General features: G+C 65.8%; 15 protein-coding genes. 7 read left to right on the forward strand and 8 right to left on the reverse strand.

Annotation, left to right across the window (positions count from 1 at the left end):
* Positions 1-111: 111 nt before the first annotated feature.
* Genes JVX90_RS04765 through JVX90_RS04775 form a run of 3 tightly spaced genes read right to left on the reverse strand, consistent with a single transcriptional unit; the run spans position 112 to position 3,540 of the window.
* Positions 112-1,062 carry an LLM class F420-dependent oxidoreductase gene (locus tag JVX90_RS04765; protein ID WP_205331288.1) on the reverse strand — a complete coding sequence of 317 codons (951 nt, stop codon included), beginning with the start codon at positions 1,060-1,062 and terminating at the stop codon, positions 112-114.
* 25 nt (positions 1,063-1,087) lie between these two features.
* Positions 1,088-1,774, reverse strand: coding sequence for a TIGR03089 family protein (locus tag JVX90_RS04770; protein ID WP_205331289.1), 687 nt, complete (start codon positions 1,772-1,774; stop codon positions 1,088-1,090).
* A gap of 23 nt (positions 1,775-1,797) precedes the next feature.
* Positions 1,798-3,540, reverse strand: coding sequence for an LCP family protein (locus JVX90_RS04775; RefSeq protein WP_205331290.1), 1,743 nt, complete (start codon positions 3,538-3,540; stop codon positions 1,798-1,800).
* Between the two features lie 135 nt (positions 3,541-3,675).
* Between JVX90_RS04775 and rfbD the strand changes: the two genes are divergently transcribed.
* From rfbD to JVX90_RS04790, 3 genes are read left to right on the forward strand one after another with little or no spacing between them, the layout of a single operon-like run.
* Positions 3,676-4,584, forward strand: coding sequence for a dTDP-4-dehydrorhamnose reductase (gene rfbD / locus JVX90_RS04780; RefSeq protein ID WP_205331291.1), 909 nt, complete (start codon positions 3,676-3,678; stop codon positions 4,582-4,584).
* Positions 4,585-4,593: 9 nt separating this feature from the next.
* The gene (locus tag JVX90_RS04785) at positions 4,594-5,481 is read left to right on the forward strand and encodes a glycosyltransferase family 2 protein (RefSeq protein ID WP_205331292.1); all 888 of its coding nucleotides are present in this window, start codon (positions 4,594-4,596) and stop codon (positions 5,479-5,481) included.
* Between the two features lie 37 nt (positions 5,482-5,518).
* On the forward strand, positions 5,519-6,592 hold the full coding sequence (locus tag JVX90_RS04790) for an NDP-sugar synthase (RefSeq protein ID WP_205331293.1): 1,074 nt from the start codon (positions 5,519-5,521) through the stop codon (positions 6,590-6,592).
* Positions 6,593-6,628: 36 nt separating this feature from the next.
* Here JVX90_RS04790 and JVX90_RS04795 read toward each other — a convergent pair whose 3' ends face one another.
* Entirely contained in the window at positions 6,629-7,279 is a 651-nt protein-coding gene (locus JVX90_RS04795) for an O-methyltransferase (RefSeq protein WP_205331294.1), read from the reverse strand.
* Between the two features lie 129 nt (positions 7,280-7,408).
* Here JVX90_RS04795 and sigE point away from each other — a divergent pair, with 129 nt between their 5' ends.
* From sigE to tatB, 4 genes are all read left to right on the forward strand, one after another.
* Entirely contained in the window at positions 7,409-8,128 is a 720-nt protein-coding gene (gene sigE / locus JVX90_RS04800; protein WP_275889942.1) for an RNA polymerase sigma factor SigE, read from the forward strand.
* Between the two features lie 190 nt (positions 8,129-8,318).
* Positions 8,319-8,564 carry a zf-HC2 domain-containing protein gene (locus tag JVX90_RS04805; RefSeq protein WP_240194058.1) on the forward strand — a complete coding sequence of 82 codons (246 nt, stop codon included), beginning with the start codon at positions 8,319-8,321 and terminating at the stop codon, positions 8,562-8,564.
* Positions 8,565-8,567: 3 nt separating this feature from the next.
* Positions 8,568-9,983 (forward strand): trypsin-like peptidase domain-containing protein, encoded by a 1,416-nt coding sequence (locus JVX90_RS04810; RefSeq protein ID WP_205331296.1) that lies wholly within the window; start codon positions 8,568-8,570, stop codon positions 9,981-9,983.
* 20 nt (positions 9,984-10,003) lie between these two features.
* Positions 10,004-10,480: a Sec-independent protein translocase protein TatB gene (tatB, locus tag JVX90_RS04815; RefSeq protein ID WP_205331297.1), complete on the forward strand. Its 477-nt coding sequence runs from the start codon at positions 10,004-10,006 to the stop codon at positions 10,478-10,480.
* A 1-nt stretch (position 10,481) separates the two neighbouring features.
* Here the strand turns inward: tatB and JVX90_RS04820 are convergent, their stop codons facing one another.
* The 4 genes from JVX90_RS04820 to JVX90_RS04835 all read right to left on the reverse strand — a co-directional run bounded on the left by JVX90_RS04820 (position 10,482) and on the right by JVX90_RS04835 (position 16,274).
* Positions 10,482-11,096 (reverse strand): DUF3558 family protein, encoded by a 615-nt coding sequence (locus JVX90_RS04820; protein ID WP_205331298.1) that lies wholly within the window; start codon positions 11,094-11,096, stop codon positions 10,482-10,484.
* A gap of 960 nt (positions 11,097-12,056) precedes the next feature.
* On the reverse strand, positions 12,057-13,199 hold the full coding sequence (locus tag JVX90_RS04825; RefSeq protein ID WP_008381251.1) for an Mrp/NBP35 family ATP-binding protein: 1,143 nt from the start codon (positions 13,197-13,199) through the stop codon (positions 12,057-12,059).
* A 43-nt stretch (positions 13,200-13,242) separates the two neighbouring features.
* Positions 13,243-15,120 carry an ABC transporter ATP-binding protein gene (locus JVX90_RS04830; RefSeq protein WP_205331299.1) on the reverse strand — a complete coding sequence of 626 codons (1,878 nt, stop codon included), beginning with the start codon at positions 15,118-15,120 and terminating at the stop codon, positions 13,243-13,245.
* Positions 15,121-15,176: 56 nt separating this feature from the next.
* Positions 15,177-16,274 (reverse strand): lytic transglycosylase domain-containing protein, encoded by a 1,098-nt coding sequence (locus tag JVX90_RS04835; RefSeq protein ID WP_205331300.1) that lies wholly within the window; start codon positions 16,272-16,274, stop codon positions 15,177-15,179.
* Positions 16,275-16,386: the final 112 nt, after the last annotated feature.

The following is a 16,386-nucleotide window of genomic DNA, read 5'->3' on the forward strand; positions in this document are numbered from 1 at the left end:
GCGGTTCGGACGGACCCGAGCCTCCGACACACTTTACGAGCCGCGCCGTGGCACTGCTCCTGGAAGTCTCAGGTTCGTGCCATCGAGTGAATTCAGCGCAAGGGGACCAGCTCAGGTCACGATCGGAGCAAGAGTCTCGCCGAGCAGACTGACACGGCCCGGAACGTGACCGTTCGCCATCAAGTTGACCGAGAAGCCGTCGACGCCGGACTCCTTCAACGCCTCGAATCGTGCGTGGACCTCGTCGGGGTCGCCGACGATCATTCCCGCGCGGCGCGGAGCGGCCTGCGGAGTGCGTTCGATGAATGCGTCGGCCTCGGCCACGGCCTGGTCGTGCGTCGGCGCGATGCAGGCGTACGTCTGCAGGCTGACAGTGATCTCGGACCGATCTCGTCCGAGGCGATCACAGTGTTCGTCCAGCGCAGTGAGTTTGCGTCCGATGTCCTCCGGTGCGCAGATCAGATTCGACTCGTCGGCGTACTGCGCGACCATTCGCAGCGTCTTACGTTCGCCGCCACCGCCGATCATCACCGGGATGCGGGAGAGGGGAGCAGGTGAGTTGATCGCATCGCGGACGGTGTACCACTTGCCGTCGAGCGACGGGCGCTCACCGCGCAGCATGCCGAGCACGATCTGAAGCGACTCCTCGAGTCGTTCGAATCGATCCGTGAACGTGCCGAAGGTGAACCCGAGTGCGTCGTGCTCGTGCTCGAACCATCCGGCCCCGATACCGAGCTGAGCGCGGCCGCCGGACACGACGTCGAGTCCGGTCACAGTCTTTGCGAGGAGCGCAGGCTCACGGTAGGTGTTACCGGTGACCAGTGCGGACAGTCGAACCTTCGACGTGTGCTGAGCGAGCGCCGACAGCAGCGTGTAGCACTCGATCATCTCCTGGTCGGGTGTCCCGATCATCGGCAACTGATAGAAGTGGTCCATCACGAACACGGTGTCGAAACCCGATTCTTCGGCTTCGACGGCCTGCGCGACGATTGTCGCGAACAGTTCCTCCGCGGGAATGTCGGGGTAGGTGAAGTTCGGGATCTGGTATCCGAGCAGCGTCATGCGACCACGTTACTCACCGAATGCGCTACGTGAGGGTGACGTCGGCCTTCTCGGTGGAGGCGATGTCGGTGAGGCGTGCGTCGTCGGCGCCGCGCACCCAGACCAGAGACGCTCCCGCGAGAAGCGGTGCGGCGAAGTTGTCGACGATCCCGTCGGCGGTGGACCACGATCGTGTCGACACCACGCGTTGTCCTTCGGAGACGGGCGTCGGGGCCGACGCGACGGACTTGGTCGTCCGATCGTCGACGGCGAGGGGACCGGCCCCGGCGGGACGGTACTGGTCGCCGTGAGTCCTGACGGCGTCGCCGAAGTCGCTGACTCCGATGGGCAGATCGCGGACGCCCATCGCGAACGGATCGAGAGGTACGACCACGATCTCGTCTGCGTCGTGGGCGTCCATTCCGTCGCGGGTCACGAACGCCACGAGCGGCTCGCCGTCGGCGTCTCCGATGAGGACGTGCGCGCCGGCCCACCACGCACCGAGGAGGACTGCGGCGGTCTGCCAATGTTCCGGGAGGTCAACGCGCACGGCGTCGCCGGGGGTCACGCCGATCTCGTCCCTCAGATAGTTGGCGATCTTCGCGGCCCAATTGCCGAGCGTGGCGCCGGACAGCTCGGTGCGCTCGCCTGTGCCCTCGTCATAGAAGGTGAACATCGGCCGCGCGTAGTCGGTGATGCGTGCGAGAACGAGTCCGGTGACGGTGTCGGTCATGCCACCATCTTGGTGGACGCCCGTCAGTTGACGCAGACCGGCCCGTCGGTGTCGGCCTTGATCACGGGGCTGGTGTTCGCCGTCGACGACGTGGTCGGTGACGCGGACTGGTCGTCCTGCCCCTGGTCGCCGGTCTGCACGATGGATCCGGCACCGGCGTACGTGTTGGTCAGCACGGCCCGAAGCTGGTCGTCGCCGAGGGACGAGTCCTCACGGATCTCGATGTTTCCGCCGAGGTCTTTGACGAGTTGTTTGGCGGCGTCGCTGTCAGTGGAGTTCGCGAACACGATCGAGTCGAACTCGTTGATCGGCTTGGACGACGTCGCACCCTTGGAGTACCCGAGCCTTCCCAGGACGCCCGCGACGTTCGACGCCAGGCCGTCTACTGTGCCGGCGTTCACCACGTCCACCTTCACGCCGTTGCGCGGGTTCGAGGGCGTCGACGGAGACGTCCGACCGAGAAGCTTGCTGATGTACGTGTGCACCGCATCGGTGTCGACGCCCAGAACACTCTGAGTGCCGTCGTCGCTCCACGCTTGATCGTCGGCGATCGGTATGGTCGTGAACTTCACGTTGCCGCCGGAGAGGTCCTTCAGCTGCTCGGCGAAGCTGATGATGTTCCAGCCGTCGTCGATCATCACCGACCGCGAGACGGCGTCCTGCAGTTCGCCGAGCTTGCCGGGGTCGGTGAGTGTCTGCGACGACAGGATCTTCTGGGCCAGCGACGCCATGTACACCTGCTGGCGAGTGATGCGATCGAGGTCGCCGCGCGGGAGATCGTGGCGCTGCCGGACGAAACTGAGAGCTTCCGGACCGCTCAGCGTCTGGCGTCCCTTGCGGAAGCGCGCACCCGAGAACGGTTCGTTGACCCGGTTCTTGAGGCAGACTTCGACGCCTCCGACCGCGTCGGTGAGCAAGGCGAAGCCGAGAAGGCCGACTTCGGCGTAGTGGTCGACGGTGACCCCGGTCAGGTTCGCGACCGAGTCGATGAGGGCCTGTCGGCCCGCTTTCGCGCCTGCGGCCTCAGCTGCCTCCTCCGAGGAGCCCGACTCGACTTCGCGGATGCGGACCTCCTCGCGGGTGGCGCCGTAGGCCGCGTTGATCTTGCTCTTTCCCAATCCCGGGACCTCCACGTAGGAGTCGCGAGGAATCGACACCGCGGTGGCGGCGGATCCATCGGTCGGGATGCGGATCAGGAGGATGGTGTCGGTGCTCGTTGTGATGTCGCCCGCCACCCGAAGCCACTTGAGCTCCTCGTCGGAGAGCGGGTTGCCTTTGGCGTCGGTGCGCGAGTCGGTGCCGACCAGAAGCACGTCGATCGCGCCGTCGTCACCGCCCTTACCGAGTTCGATGTCGTCCAGAAGTGTCACGGCAGAGTTCAGCGAATTGACGCGGCTCCAGCCGAACCCTGTCACTCCCAGCACGATCACGGTGAGCAGTGCGACGAATGACCGCCCGATGTGCTTCGGTTTCACCCCTGCAACCGGTCGAGTGGCCCACGTCGTGACCGCGTCGCGGAACGATCCGGGAGGAGTCTTCTTCGGCGCGGGATCTCGGGCGTCGGAACTCTTGGGTTTGCGCCCCGCATGTTCTGCGGTGGGACGCCGACGGGGACGAGTGTGGATCTCCTCGGATGTCCGACGACGTTTCGCGCCGGTGTCGACCGGTGCGGGCCGCCGTCGTTCAGGGCGCGACCCGTCGTGGGGTCGAGGGCGCGCGTCGTCTCGGGACGGTGTGTCCCGGGCGTCTTCGCGTCGTTGATCCACGTGCTGAGCTGTCCCTTCGATTCGGTGTGCCGTGTGTTCCCGCGGCTCCACTGCAGAGGATACGTGCGGCCACCGCCGGCGGTGCGGAGGCGGTACCGGCGTGGTCGCCGTCGCCCGGCTGTGGCATGCGGCACGATGGACCGCGTGAACTCGCCAGTCGTCTACGTCACCGGTGCCGCCGGGCAGCTCGGTTCGGCCCTGCTCGCCTCACCCTCGATTCCGCCGGAAGTCGAAGTGGTCGGGTTGACCTCCTCCGACATCGATCTGACGTCCGACACTTCCGTCAACGGGGTGCTTGCGGGCCTGGTGGAGGGGGACATCGTGATCAACACGGCGGCATTCACCGACGTCGACGGGGCCGAGATCGCCAGAGACGATGCTTTCGCGGTGAACTCCGACGGGCCGCGCAGGCTCGCCGAACGGACTGCGGCGGTTGGAGCCCGATTGATCCACGTGTCCACCGACTATGTGTTCGGCCCCGACGTGCCGCATCGTCCGCTGACTGCAGAGGACCGCGGCGATGCGCCTCGCACCGTGTACGGAGCGTCGAAACTCGCAGGTGAGCGCGGGACAACCGCCACCGATCCGTCGGCGATCGTTGTTCGGACGGCATGGGTGTTCACCGGCAGGCCGCCGGTCCGCGACTTCGTGACGACCATGCTGGCTCTCGAGGCGCAGCGCGAGACGTTGACCGTTGTGGACGACCAGACCGGCTCGCCGACATACGCTCCCGACCTCGCGTCCGGCCTGTGGGAGATCGTTGTTCGGTTGAATGACGATCCGGCCTCGATCGGCGGCGGAGTCCTGAATGCGACCAATGCGGGCCAGGGGACGTGGTGTGATCTCGCCCGCGCCGTCTTCACCGCAGTCGGCGCCGATCCGGACCGCATCCAACCCTGCACAACGGACGAATTCCCACGTCCCGCACCGCGTCCGGCCTACTCGGTGCTGTCCGGGAAGGCGTGGTCGGATGCGGGACTGACGCCACTCCGTGACTGGCACGCCGCACTCGTGGACGCGCTCAGCGGGGCGCGATCGGGTTAGTCTGACGCGGTGACTGCTCCTTTCGGGGTGGTGACCGTGACCTATTCGTCCGGTGACTACCTCCACAACTTCCTGCGCACGCTCGCCGAAGCGTCGACGCACACCGTGCCCGTCGTCATCGCCGACAACGGCTCCGACGACGGCGCACCCGAGAAGGCCGCCGCCGAGCACGACAACGTCACGCTCGTCGACAGCGGCGGCAACATCGGTTACGGCGCGGCGATGAATCGTGGTGTCGCCGAACTGGATCCAGATATCGAGTTCATCGTCATCGCGAACCCCGATGTCGAATGGTCGCCCGGATCGCTGGACGAGTTGCTCGCCGCTGCCGCCCGTTGGCCGCGCGCGGGGAGCCTCGGGCCGCTGGTCACCGAGGTCGACGGTTCGGTGTATCCCTCGGCACGCGCGGTGCCCGACCTGGTGTCGGGAACCGGCCACGCGATTCTGGGTACCGTCTGGAAATCGAATCCGTGGACCAGGGCGTACCGGGACGGCGGCGTCGAGCCGGGCTCGACGACTGAACGGCCCGTCGGCTGGCTGTCGGGCTCGTGCCTGCTCGTGCGCCGCAACGCGTTCGAGAGCATCAACGGATTCGACTCCCGGTACTTCATGTTCATGGAGGACGTCGACCTCGGTGACCGGCTCGGCCGTGCCGGATGGCTCAACGTCTACGTTCCGTCGGCTCGTGTGCTGCACGCGAAGAGTCATTCGGTGAGCAAGCATCCGGAGAAGATGATTCCCGCCCACCACGCGAGCGCGTACCGGTTCAACGCCGATCGGAATCCGGGCCCATTGCGGGCACCGCTCCGGTTGGCCCTGCGGGCCGGACTCGCGGTCCGCTCGAAGGTCGCCGTCGCCGCGGCTCTACGCGAACAACGCCGCGCCGCCAAGTCTTGATCGACCCCACCAGACTTCTGATGGAAGGAACACCACTGTGACCCCGTCTGTTCAAGCCCTCGTCCTCGTTGGAGGAAAGGGCACGCGGCTGCGGCCGCTCACTCTGTCGGCGCCCAAGCCGATGCTTCCGACCGCAGGCGCGCCGTTCCTGACCCACCTGCTGTCGCGGATCCGCGAGGCGGGCATCACCGACGTCGTGCTGGGGACGTCGTACCAGGCGCAGGTGTTCGCCGAGCATTACGGCGACGGTTCGTCGCTCGGCCTCAACCTGACGTACATCACCGAGGAGCAGCCGCTGGGCACCGGCGGCGGCATCCGCAACGTGTACGACGCGTTGACCGCCGACACAGTGCTGGTGTTCAACGGGGACGTCCTCGGCGGCACGGACATCCGTGACGTGGTGCAGACTCACCGCGAGTCGGCGGCCGAAGTGACGCTCCACCTGGTGCGAGTCAAGGACCCGCGTGCATTCGGCTGCGTGCCGACGGACGCGTCCGGTCGAGTCACCGCGTTCCTGGAGAAGACGCAGGATCCGCCGACCAACCAGATCAACGCGGGCACCTATGTGTTCAACCGAAGCGTGATCGGCGAGATCCCCGTCGGCCGTCCGGTGTCGGTGGAGCGCGAGGTGTTCCCGTCGTTGCTCGCACAGGGACGCCACATCCACGCGCACGTCGACGACGCCTACTGGCGTGACATGGGCACCCCGGAGGACTTCGTCCGCGGATCGGCGGATCTGGTGCGCGGCATCGCTCCATCGCCTGCACTGGACAAGGCTTGTGGCGAATCGCTGGTCCTCGACGGAGCGAACGTCGGCCGTGGCGCCGTCTTGATCGGTGGAACGGTCGTCGGCCGAGGAGCGACCATCGGTGCTGGCGCCCGCCTCGACGGTGCCGTGGTGTTCGACGGCGCGAGCATCGACGCCGGAGCTGTGGTCGAGCGCAGCATCGTGGGCTTCGACGCTCGTGTCGGTGAAGGTGCTCTCGTTCGCGACACCGTCATCGGCGATCGCGCATCGATCGGCGCACGCTGCGAACTCCTCCGCGGCGCACGCGTGTGGCCCGAGGTCACGATCCCCGAGAACGGAATCCGTTTCTCCACCGACGTCTGATCGTCGGGCTCCGACGCCCCGCGACGACGACTTCTGTCAGCGTGCCTTGGCAGCGGCGAGCAGGCCCGATCCGACTGGGATGACGGCAGGCAGGAAACGGTCGTCTTCCGCGACGATGCTCGCCGCCTCCCTGGCGGCGAGCGTCCGCGGGTCCTTCGCGGACGGATCGTCGATGGTGCCGCCTGCTGAGGCGTTGTTGACCACGAGCAGTCCGCCCGGGCGGAGGATGCGGACCGCCTCGGTGATGAATGCCGGATACGACAGGAGGGGACCGTCGACGAACACCAGGTCGTAGCTGGTGTCGGCGAGCCTGGTCAGAACATCGGAAGGTGCGCCGTTGATCAGGCGCGTTCGGCCGGGCGCGATGTCGGCGTCGGCGAACGATTCGCGTGCCGCGCGGTGATGCTCCGATTCGGGGTCGATGGTCGTCAGGATCCCGGTCGACGGCATGCCTGCGAGCAGCCACAGCCCGCCGACGCCTGTCCCGGTCCCGATCTCGACGACGTGCTGGGCGCCCGCGGTGCGGGCGAGCAGCGACAGCAGTGCGCCGGTCGCCGGGCTGATCGCGGTGGCGCCGAGTTCCTCTGCGCGCAGCCGCGCGCCCACGAGTGCGTCGTCTTCGATGATGGCGGCCTCGGCGTAGGAGTTCAGGCGCGCGACAGGATCGGGCGAGCTCGTGTCAGTCATGTGAATGAGGGTGCCACACCGCTTGTCGGCCGCTGTCACACCACGCCGGACCAGGGAATTCGGGTTCCTCAGGAAACACTCAGCCGCCTCTGGGGTCGCCCACATTCCGATGAGACAGGCTCATAGCCAATGGTCCGGAATATTGATCGCCCCACCGACGTTGCAGAGTCGTACCAGACGACGTCTGCCGGTGTTCCCGCGAAGAAAGGAACTGGCACCAACCCGATGAGCCTTCCTCCGAGCACTTCCACCGATTCGGCGCGTGATTCATTCCGCGGCACGGCGGGATTCGATGCGACCGGCGACAAGAACTTGATGCCGTCGTGGGATGAACTCGTCACCGAGCACGCGGACCGCGTGTACCGCCTCGCGTACCGGCTGTCGGGCAATCAGCACGACGCCGAAGACCTCACGCAAGAGACGTTCATCCGCGTCTTCCGTTCGTTGACCAGCTACAAGGCGGGCACGTTCGAGGGTTGGCTGCACCGCATCACCACGAACCTGTTCCTGGACATGGTCCGTCGCCGCAGCAAGATCCGCATGGAGGCGCTGGAGTCGACGTACGACAAGATCCCAACCGACACGCCCGACCCGCAGCAGGCCTACGCAGACGCGAACCTCGGTCCTGATCTGCAAGCCGCCCTCGACTCGCTCGCTCCGGAGTTCCGCGCGGCGATCGTTCTGTGCGACATCGAAGGATTGTCGTACGAGGAGGTCGGCGCGACGCTGGGCGTAAAGATGGGCACGGTCCGTAGTCGCATCCACCGCGGCCGCCAGGGCATCCGCGAGTTCCTCGCGGCGCGCGGGCAGACCGACAGCCGCTCGGTCGCCGTCGCCAGTGAGGTCTGATCGCGTAAGCTGGGCCCGAACAGATCAGGTTGGGCCGCGCGAGCGGCTCCTGTCGGGAAGGGCGGCGCTCGTGGGCCTTGGTCACGCACGACGTTCCTCCGGTGATAGGTGGGCTCCGATCGGCTCGTCGATCGCTCCGAACCCGAATCACCGGCCGTCGGCGGAGTTCGCTTCGACCGAGCACCTCGCAGTGGAGGCCGTCGTCGCGTATGTGGACAACGAGTTGACTCCGGCTGCGGCGGGTCGCGCCGATGCGCATCTCTCCGTGTGTCCGCGGTGTTCTGACGAGGTGGCGAATCAGGCACGGGCGCGGTCTATGCTGCGCGCCGGGAACGATGTGACCGCACCTGCGTCCCTTCTCGGGCAGCTCTGCCAGATCCCGACGCAGGAGATCGACATGCGTCGTGCAGGCCGCTTCAACCGCCGGGGCCGCTGACTCGTGACCGACCCCACATCGCAGTCGCGTGATGAGGCTGTCTTCGGACGGCCGTCCGGCGTCACCGGCTCATTTGACCAGGCTCCCGCAGGGGAGCGTCCGCAGCCGACGATCGCACCCCCGGATCCGGTCTTAGGGGAGGCGTTCGGCCGCCCGGACGGCGAAACGCAGACTCTCCAGCGCGATCCTCATGCACTGCCGATCGACGAGACGCCCGACGAGCCGGCCGACCCGTGGCGGGACCCGAGTGCCGGTGCGTCGTTGGAAGCTCCAGCTCTGCAGCCGGCGGCGGTTGCCGAACCGTCGACACCCGGGCCGAAGCTCGGGATCCGTGACCTGCTTTCGGGTGGGCATGTCCACGGTTGGGCGCTTGCCACTCTCGCGATGGTTGCGCTGCTGATCGGCCTCGGCGGTGGTCTGATCGGGCGATGGACCGCTGAGGTCGTCACACCGCTGAATTCCGATTCGGTGAAGCTGAACGTCGACGACTCGTCGAACGACAACAGCGATGGCGCGACTCGCGTGTCACGCGTGGCCGAAGCGATGGCGAAGGCCGTCGTGACGATTGAGGTGCGCACCGCGACGAGCGGCGAGACCGGATCCGGCTTCGTCCTCGACAAGTCCGGGTACATCGCAACCAACAATCATGTCGTCACCAGCGCGGCCACCGACCGCAGCGCGAAGTTGGAAGTCGTGTTCGCGGACCGTACGCGCATCCCCGCTCGGCTGGTCGGGCGCGACCCGAAGACCGACCTGGCTGTGATCAAGGTCGACAACGTCCAGAATCTGACGGTGTCGACTCTCGGTGACTCGTCGAAGCTCGAGATCGGGGAGGATGTCGTCGCGTTCGGCGCGCCGCTCGGTCTGGCGAAGACGGTCACGTCCGGAATCGTGAGCGCCGTCGATCGCCCGGTTCCACTGCGTCCTGACGCGACGTCGGACACGGACGCGGTGATCAACGCGATTCAGACCGACGCGTCGATCAACCCCGGCAACTCGGGTGGCCCGCTCGTGGACTCGAAAGCGCGCGTGATCGGTGTGAACACCGCGGCTCTCGCTCCGAGTGGCACGTCGATCGGTCTGGGTTTCGCGATTCCGATCAACGAGGCGAAGCCTGTCATTGAATCGTTGATCAAGAACGGCAAGATGAACCACCCGACGATCGGTGTCTCTGCTGCGACCGTTCGCAACGACCGCGTCTTCGGCGCGGCTGTCCGTGACGTTGCGCAGGGGAGTGCGGCGGCCCGTGCGGGACTGCGCGAGGGGGATGTGATCACGAACTTCAACGGCCGCGCCATTGAAGGGGCGGACGAGTTGACGGTTGCCGTTCGTACCTCGAAGATCGATGATGCGGTGAAGTTCACCTACTGGCGTGACGGTCGGACCTTCAATGGTTCGATCACGCCGGTCAGCGACTAGACGATGATCGGGCGTTAGCGATGTTCAGCAGTATCGGTTGGGGCGAGATCGTTGTGCTCTTGGCCGCCGGCCTGATCATTCTCGGTCCGGAGCGTCTTCCCGGCGCGGTGTCGTGGACGCTGCAGTCGATCCGAAAGGTCCGCGACTACGCCACCGGCGCGTCGGGCCAGCTCCGCGATGAGATGGGCACCGACTTCGATCAGTTCCGCGAACCGATCCAACAGATCAACGAGCTTCGCCAGATGACTCCCAAGGGCATCGTGACCAAGCACCTCTTCGGCGGGGACTCGACTGCGGTAGACGACCTCGGCCGATCGGTCCGCGACACGCTCGACATCCAAGGAATTGGTCCCGCGTCGCAGCCGTCCGCCCCTGCCCCCTCGGACTCGGCGGGCCCCGACCTGACCAAGCTCGGTTCATCGGAGACCCCGTCCGGGACGTCGGGTTCATCAACTGTGAAGCGGACCCACGACTACACCGACTGGGACGCAACCTAAATTACTCCGGCATCCGACCGATCGTCGCCCTCGTGAACGCGATCGCGCGGTCACACAGAGCCGATAGTGGTTGTTCTGCGCGCCCGATGTGCATCACAAGGGTTGTAACCGCTGCTTTGCCGGATTGGACGTAAGTATCACATTGTATGTTCGGGGCAATGGCGTGTAGACCGACCGTGCGGCCATCGGCTGTTTGGTCATCGAGCCAGATGTCCCGAGTGGTCGACTTCATACGTTTATCGTTAGCCAGACCGGTGGAGTTGCCTACGATCTGACTTAGCATCCAGTGCTCAGTGCGGATATCCCCGACGTAGTCCCAGCTGCATCCGCGCAGCGTCTGTCCGTTTGTTCCCGCTGCATCCTTCACTGAATGAGGGTCGATCCCATGCGCTTCGAGTTGGGTGGCGGCGAGTGCCGTGCATGGTTCGTATGTGGTGCCGTCGTTAGCGGCGTTCCAGCGGCGACTGTGGACGGTCGAAAACGGCAGGCGAAGGCCGTTATCGTCGATCTGGCGGATGCCGTGGTCGTGAACAGGACTACCTTCTGTTCGGCATGAAGCGAGAGGAGAACAAATGGCAATCACTAATGCAGTCGCCGCAACCTTTGAGTACTTCACTTCTTCCGCTACTTAGGATCGCTCGTGAATTTCGCAGAATCGGCAAGGGCAAGTTCTGTGGCTCCGACAAGTAGGCTCTCGTGAACTGTGCGGGATTCCGTTGCGCACGCTTGGAGTTCAGCTGCCGCCGAGACGACTAACTTCCGCAAGGCTGTGTACAACTCTCCGCCTTCTTCGCACGACTCTCCAAAGTAGTTTCGCGCGACGAGGCCGCTCAACGACGTACTGAGTCCGTCCAGCTGTGATGCTGCATCGGTGGTTGCATGGGTTCTGGTAAGCCAAGCGGCGTTCTCGTAGGCGAAGGTGCTCATCAGGTGGCTCCCGGGGCGCGTTGAACTTGGTTGTCCTCTATTAGTTAGACGCACAGAACGTTAGTTCGGTTCCATCGACACGCAAGGTCGAGTGGGGGGCTACAAGCCGAGGGCTTGGTGGTTGCGACATGGAAGTACATGGCGAGCGTACAGAGGGTTTCGCGGTTGCCGCTCGGACCTACTGCTCTTGTGCTCACGAGTGCTGCGTTGTGTGTGAACTGTGCTGCGCAGGAAATCTCGGAACCACTGTCAGAGCCGTCGGGCGGCGCGTTGGTCAGCTTAGGGCTCGCACTGTCCTGCCACGACCTGTTGGTTGGTGACCAGGTCGCGGAACTCTGGGATGCTGTACGTCCAATGGCAACCCGCGATCCGCCGGCGACAGTTCGATCATGAGTCCCCGAGATCCTCCGCCGTGAGCCCAGTGCACGGTGCACGGTTCGAATGTCGCACCGTCGGTCTGACGAGCCGCACATACGATTGGACGCGCGAAAGCGACAGTCGGTTCCAGAGCACGCCACTTGATCATGAATTGATCGACACCTATCGAGGGCACTGCAAAAGTCAGCACGCGAAACGACCTTCGAGGGAATATTGCCCTCGAAGGCCGTTCTGAGTACTGAGTTTTGAGTGCCGGGTGCTCAGCGCGGGTTCAGTGGCGCGTGGTGTCGATTCCCAGGCTCATGCCTGCCAGGCCGCGGCGTCGGACTGCGAGTTTGTCCGCGATCGCGCGGAGCGCGGAACCGGAGGCGGAGTCGGGCTTGGCGAGGACAACAGGGTTTCCGGCGTCTCCGCCTTCGCGGAGGTCCTGCTCGAGCGGGACCTGGCCGAGAAGCTCAACCGGGGCGCCGACTGCGCGGGTCAGCCGCTCGGCGACCTGCGCGCCTCCGCCGGAGCCGAACGGCTCCATACGTGACCCGTCGGGCAGTTCCATCCACGACATGTTCTCAACGACACCCAAGACCTTCTGGCGCGTCTGGAGGGCGATTGCACCGGCACGTTCGGCGACTTCGGCGGCAGCCTGCTGAGGAGTAGTGACGACGAGGATCTCGGCACCTGGGATCAGCTGCGCGATGGAGATCGCGACGTCGCCGGTGCCCGGCGGGAGGTCGAGGAGGAGGACGTCGAGGTCGCCCCAGTACACGTCGGCGAGGAACTGCTGGAGTGCGCGGTGCAGCATCGGTCCACGCCACGTGACCGGGGTGTTTCCGTCAGTGAACTGCCCGATCGAGATGAACTTCACGCCATGGCTCTGCGGCGGCATGATCATCGACTCGACCTGCGTCGGCTTGGCGTCGCTGCCGAGCATGCGAGGCACGCTGTGGCCGTAGATGTCGGCGTCGAGAACACCGACCGACAGCCCGCGATCGGCGAGTGCGGTGGCAAGGTTGACCGTCACACTCGACTTGCCGACGCCGCCTTTGCCCGACGCGATCGCGTAGACACGGGTCATGTTGCCGGGCTTGGCAAACGGGATCTCGGGCTCGGCCTTGTCGCCGCGGAGCTTCTTACGGAGTTCGGTGCGCTGCTCGTCGTCCATCACGTCGAGTTCGACGCGCACGGCGCCCACGCCGGGGACGTCCGACACCGCGTTCGACACCCGATCGGAGATCTCGGTGCGCAGCGGGCAGCCTGACGTCGTCAGGTAGATGCCGACGTCGACGCTGCCGTCGTCGGCGATGGCGACGGATTTCACCATGCCGAGATCGGTGATCGGCTTCCCGATCTCCGGGTCGGAGACCTTGCTGAGCGCCGAACGGACGGCTGATTCGGTTGGCGTACCGGCTGTAGTCACAACACCCACTCTAGTTCCCGGCCGTGAGACAGATCAGGGCGGCTCACACGGCGGCGAACTGGGTTCGGTACAGCTCCGCGTAGCGGCCGTCAGCGGCAAGCAGGGTGGCGTGGTCGCCGCGTTCGACGATCCGGCCTCCTTCGACGACGGCGATCTCGTCCGCCTCTCGAATCGTCGACAGCCGGTGGGCGATCACCAGCGACGTGCGACCGTGCAGGGCCTCGCCGAGGGCCTCGGCGACGGCAGCCTCCGACGTCGAGTCGAGGTGGGCGGTGGCCTCGTCGAGAATCACGACCGCAGGTTTGGCCAGCAGGAGCCGAGCGATGGTCAGCCGCTGACGTTCTCCGCCGGAGAGGCGATATCCGCGCTCGCCGACAACGGTGTCGAGCCCATTGGGCAGGGACTCCACCAACTCGTCGAGCCGGGCGCGGCGCAGCGCGGACCACAGCTCGTCCGTGGTGGCTTCGGGCCGGGCGAGCGTGAGGTTCGCGCGCACCGTGTCGTGGAACAGGTGACCGTCTTGGGTGACGAGTCCCACCGCTCGGTGGACAGAAGCCGCGGTGAGGTTACGGACGTCGACGCCGTTGAGAGTGATCGAACCGGAGTCGACGTCATACAGGCGAGTCGCGAGAGATGCGATCGTCGACTTTCCGGCTCCGGAGCTGCCCACGAGGGCGACCATCGACCCGGCACGGACGTCGAGGTCGACGCCGTGCAAGATCTCCGATCCGCCACGGGGATCGAGTTGGGCGACCTCCTCGAGCGAAGCCAGCGACACCTTGTCGGCGGAGGGGTAGGTGAACGACACGTCGGTGAACCGGAGGCTGACACCGTCGTCTCCGGCCGGCACCGGAACGGCGTCGGGAATGTCTGCGATGAGCGGTTTGAGGTCGAGGACCTCGAAGACGCGTTCGAAGCTGACCAGCGCACTCATCACCTCGACGCGCGCATTCGCGAGCGCGGTCAGTGGTGCGTACATGCGGGTCAGCAGCAGCGCGAGCGACACAACGGCCCCTGCCGAGAGGTGCTGGTGCACGGCGGGCCAGCCGCCGAGTCCATAGACCAGAGCCAGCGCGAGGGACGACACCAGCATCAACGCTGTGAAGAAGTAGGTCTGCAGCATCGCCTGTCGCACGCCGATGTCGCGGACGGCATCGGCCCGTTCGGCGAACTCCGCGGACTCGCGGTCCGGGCGTCCGAACAGCTTGACCAGCGTCGCCCCGGGGGCGGAGAACCTCTCGGTCATCTGCGTCGACATCCGCGCGTCGTACTCGGCGCTCTCGCGTGCCAGTCCGGCCATCCGGCGTCCCATGCGGCGTGCGGGTATGACGAACACCGGCAGCAAGACGAGGGACAGCACGGTGATCTGCCAACTGATCGCGAACATCACGCCGAGGGTGAGGATCAACGTGACGATGTTCGACACGACTCCGGACAACGTGTCGCTGAAGGCGCGCTGCGCTCCGATGACGTCGTTGTTGAGGCGGCTGACCAGTGCGCCCGTCCGGGTCCGGGTGAAGAATGCGACGGGCATCTTCTGCACGTGGTCGAAGACGGCTCGCCGCAGATCGAGGATCAGGCCCTCGCCGATGTTGGCCGACAGCCACCGGGTGCCTATGCCGGTTGCGGCTTCGGTGACCGCGATGACCGCGATCATGGCGGCGAAGAAGACGATCGTTCCGGCGGCTGCGGGATCGGCGTCGGTGATGAGGTTGACCACTCGCCCCGCGAGGAGCGGCGTAGCCACGGTGAGGAGAGCAGTGACTACCGAAAGTGCGAGGAAGACGATGATTCGACGGCGGTGGGGGCGTGCGAAGTCGAGTATCCGCCGGAGCGTCGCCCGACGATCGGCTTTCGACCGGGCGTCGGGTGTGTGCATCGACTTGTACATGACGTCCCACGCCACTGATTCCATGCTCATGGAACCGATCTCACTACATCAAGTGCACTTGAGGTCAAGAAATGGTGGGGACGGAGTCAGTTGGCCTTCGCGGACGGTTTGGGCGCGGGCTTCTTCGGCGACGCCTTCGGTGCCGGGGCAGGCATCGGCGGAAGGCAGATGACGCCGAGGCACTGCTGTGTCTGCTTGGGCTTCGTCGTGGACGGGGGAGGGGACGGCTTCTTCGACGACGACGGGCCGGTCGACGGCTTGTCGTCCTTCGCCTTGTCCTTGTCTTTGTCGTCCTTCTTCGGCTTCGGCGGGGTTGCCATGTCCGGAATCGGCGTGGTCGGCATGACCCCTACCGCGTAGGCCGCGGCCCACCCGAGGACGTTGTTCGCGTAGGCGGCGGAATGGTTGTACCGCATCACGTTCGAGACCTTGGTCGCATCTGCCATGAAGTCGGTGACGCCCGAGCACAGGTAGCGGCCTGCGGACAGGGTTGCGTCGAAGATGTTGTCGGGGTCGGCTTTCCCGTCACCGTTCGCGTCGGTGCCCCACGACTTCCAGGTGCTCGGAATGAACTGCATCGGTCCCATGGCGCGGTCGTGGCCGCGATCGCCGTCGAGCGCTCCGCCATCGGAGTCGGTGATCACGGCGTTGCCTGCAAGCGATCCGTCGAGCACCGGGCCGCGGACGGCGGTGAGGGAGTCGCCGTACGCGTTGACGTTGCCGTTGCCCGCGTGCCCGGACTCGATGCGCCCGATCCCCGCGAGCAGGAACCACGGCAGCTTGCACGCCGGAGTTTCGGAGGCGACACGCGTGGCGGCCAGCTTGTACGCCTTCAGGACGATTCCGGGGATCCCCAATGGGCCCGCAGGCAGGTTCGCGGCGATTCGGAACTGGGCGGCGGCGTCGGCTGCCTGATCGGCGGGGTCGGCAGGTGGCGCGAAGCCGATGAGGCGGGTCTCGGCGCCGGGGACCGCACGGGCGACGTCGTCCGTAGCGAGAGTCTGTGATTCGGAGGTGAGCATCGAGGGACCGAAGTTCACCGGAGTGGACGCCGACACGCCTGACGGCGAACCCGCACTGACCCCACCCAACAGCACTGCGCCGACGGCGACCGCACCGACTCCGACCGCCAGACCGCGACGCGGCACGTGCACGCCGTCAGGTCCGCTTCGCAGCAAACTCATCCCCAGGTCCCCACCATCGTGTGTCGTTACCGTGGAAACGGGCGATCATGTGACACGATCCACCCCCACGACTGTGAGTCAGCATACAGGTGCGCGGTAGGCGGGTGCCGAC

The organism is Gordonia sp. PDNC005, from assembly GCF_016919385.1.
In the GTDB taxonomy this organism is placed as follows: domain Bacteria; phylum Actinomycetota; class Actinomycetes; order Mycobacteriales; family Mycobacteriaceae; genus Gordonia.

What these genes read in the sequence shown, in the direction of transcription:
- JVX90_RS04770 (WP_205331289.1), bottom strand. Translation starts at nt 1,774, where the DNA reads ATGACCGACACCGTCACCGGACTCGTTCTCGCACGCATCACCGACTAC.
- JVX90_RS04835 (WP_205331300.1), bottom strand. Translation starts at nt 16,274, where the DNA reads ATGAGTTTGCTGCGAAGCGGACCTGACGGCGTGCACGTGCCGCGTCGC.
- sigE (WP_275889942.1), top strand. Translation starts at nt 7,409, where the DNA reads ATGGTCCGGAATATTGATCGCCCCACCGACGTTGCAGAGTCGTACCAG.
- JVX90_RS04765 (WP_205331288.1), bottom strand. Translation starts at nt 1,062, where the DNA reads ATGACGCTGCTCGGATACCAGATCCCGAACTTCACCTACCCCGACATT.
- JVX90_RS04795 (WP_205331294.1), bottom strand. Translation starts at nt 7,279, where the DNA reads ATGACTGACACGAGCTCGCCCGATCCTGTCGCGCGCCTGAACTCCTAC.
- rfbD (WP_205331291.1), top strand. Translation starts at nt 3,676, where the DNA reads ATGGACCGCGTGAACTCGCCAGTCGTCTACGTCACCGGTGCCGCCGGG.
- JVX90_RS04830 (WP_205331299.1), bottom strand. Translation starts at nt 15,120, where the DNA reads ATGAGCATGGAATCAGTGGCGTGGGACGTCATGTACAAGTCGATGCAC.
- tatB (WP_205331297.1), top strand. Translation starts at nt 10,004, where the DNA reads ATGTTCAGCAGTATCGGTTGGGGCGAGATCGTTGTGCTCTTGGCCGCC.